The sequence below is a fragment of the Ruegeria sp. AB9 genome (genome assembly GCF_056542585.1).
This window is the reverse complement of the sequence record NZ_JBQGAA010000042.1, coordinates 1-2,584: the sequence shown is the minus strand read 5'-3', so window position 1 is coordinate 2,584 and position 2,584 is coordinate 1. Positions and strand designations below refer to the sequence as shown.

Sequence of the window (2,584 nt, the reverse complement as noted above, 5' to 3'; positions counted from 1 at the left end):
TTGAAGACGGGGGTGAACTGGATCAGGACGGCGGCACGTTTAACGTGACCGGTTTGCTCTCCACCGCTGGCACCGGGACCATCAACCTGGACGCCGGTGTTCTGAATGCCAACGGGGACATGCTCAATAACGGCATCACAACGATAGACGGGACGGGAGACTTTAACCTGTCTGGTCATCTGGACAATGGTGGTACCTTCAATGTGCTGGGGGGCGCGGCCCCCGCTCAGATCGAGAGTTTCACCAATTCAGGCACAATGACTGTAGCCGCCGGGGCTGGGATCTCTGATGTGAGCACGGCGAGGGTCTTCGCTGGCGCAACGCTTGATCTGGAAGGTGCACTTACTTTTACACCAGGCGATGACACATTTGATGTCGCGGGCATCCTGACCGGCGCCGGAACCATCGACATGCTTGACGGCGATGACATGCTGACCTTCACAGGTAGTGCGGATCTGTCGGGCCTGACCGGTCTCGTTGATGGTGGAGCGGGAATGGATGACAATGTCCTGTTCGATGGTTGGGATGGCACCGTGGACGGTTCCGCTTTTCAGAACTGGGAAGCGATCACCGTTGTGGACGGCGCAGTTGAATTTGGATCGACCCTGACTGTTGCCAGTGGGCCAGGGCACGGGATGATTGCGGGGGCTGGTGGTGTCATCAGCAACTGGGGTGATTTCGACCTGACGGGTGATCTGGTGACACTTGCAGGTGGCAGGTACCAAAACACCTCTGGGTCCGTATCGATGATCAACGTCATTGGGAGCATCCGTAATGCCGGAGCGATCGATCTTCGGGATAATGTGACCGGAGATGTGCTTATGGTGAGCGGCGACTATTCCGGTGATGGTGCATTACAGCTCGATGCCGATGCCACAGCTGATTTTGCTGATACACTGGTGATTGCCGGTGATGTTGTTGCAGGCGGAACAACGATCTTTGTCGCGGATATCTCATCTGGCGAGGCCAGCGGCAATGACATTCTCCTTGTAGACGTACAGGGTGCAACCTCTGAGGGCGATTTTCAACTCGTGGGCGATACCGTTGATCTTGGCGGGGTTGCATATGAGCTTGCCCTGGTTGGGTCCCAGTGGTTCCTTCAGCGCCAGTTTCTGCCGTCGAACCTGATCTATGAAGCCTACCCGCAAAACCTGAATGCGCTGAACACGCTCGAAGGTCACAGCCAGCGCGTTCAGGGTCGGTCGTGGCTAGCTGGCGGTGATCCATTGTGCAACGATGCAATCCAGCCTGAGATCCGGCAGGACAGCCGTGACTGCGTAGAAGCCGGCCTTTGGATGAAGGTTTCTGGTGGCAGGTCAGACCTTGACCTCAACACCTCAACAACCGCGCTTGAGCTTGGCATCTCGGATTCCGAATATGACATTAGCACATTCAAGTTTGAAATGGGCGTGGACACGCTTCTCGGGGAGTATGGGAGCGGCCGCCTTGTCGGAGGGTTCCGAGCTTTCTATGGCTCTGCATCTTTGTCCGGATCTTCGTCGATCGGCGGTGGGAGTGCCGACAGTGACGCAGTTGGGGTTGGCACGACCCTCACATGGTATGACGCTTCGGGTTTGTATGTCGACGCACAGTTGCAATATGCGGATTTCGAAAGCGATCTGTCTTTCGACGGAGAATCCCTAGTCGAAGATAATAGCGGTTCAGGTTATGCGGCCTCTCTTGAGATCGGCAAGACCTTTGCGTTGAGCGATGCGTTCTCGATCACGCCAGAAATACAGTACATGTACTATGATGTTGATTTCGACAGTTTCACCGGATCAAGCGGTGAGATCGTCTCTCTCGAAGATGGCTCGACCTCGGAGCTCCGGGTAGGTGGTGTCCTGGAATACCAATCGCCAGACCGCGGTGATGCGCAAAGCAGCGTCTACCTGTCGGCCAACGTGTTCCACCTGTTTGATGCGACCACCGCAGTGCGCTCAGACGATACCACGCTGATACAGGAATCCCGTCCCTGGCGGGGAGAAATCGGACTTGGTGGGTCTTATGAATGGAATTCCGCAAACGGAGCCCGTTCCGCAATCTTTGCAGAAATGACCGCTGGTTCGGTACTCGGAACCAGCCTGAGTTCGGGCAAAACACTGGGAGGCAGCTTTGGTGTCAAGATCGAGTTCTGAATGGGTTCAAATAATAGGACTGCGTTCCGGCTTCATGAGACAGACTTTGGCAGCCGTCGCTTTTGCACTGACAACTGGTGCAAGCTCCGCACAGGAGCCCAACGCGCTGTCAGAAACCTATGGTGTCTGGGCGGTGCAATGCAAAACCGCCAGCAAAACCGAGAGCGCCGAAACAACACGCACTTGCCAGGTTTCTCAGGAACTCAGGCAAGCCGACACACAACAAAGGGTCATTTCTGCTGTTTTCACTGCCAATCCCGACAAGCTGACCCTGATTACGCCTTTTGGCCTCCAACTCAAAGAAGGCGTCAGGTTTTCTACCGGGACTGGCGATCTTTCGGTTGGATCCTTTTCGACCTGCCTGCAAACTGTCGGGTGTGTCGCTGATATTGCACCGGATGCTGATGGTATGGAAAACCTGCAGTCCTCCCAGACGCTTACTGTTCTCA

General features: G+C 55.4%; 2 protein-coding genes. Both read left to right on the top strand.

Annotated features, from left to right (window positions below):
- Positions 1–2,135: autotransporter outer membrane beta-barrel domain-containing protein (locus ACR0K5_RS24970; RefSeq protein WP_480632211.1), on the top strand; the 2,135-nt coding region annotated here is incomplete at its 5' end.
- A gap of 34 nt (positions 2,136–2,169) precedes the next feature.
- Positions 2,170–2,584: invasion associated locus B family protein (locus ACR0K5_RS24965; protein ID WP_480535038.1), on the top strand; the 415-nt coding region annotated here is incomplete at its 3' end.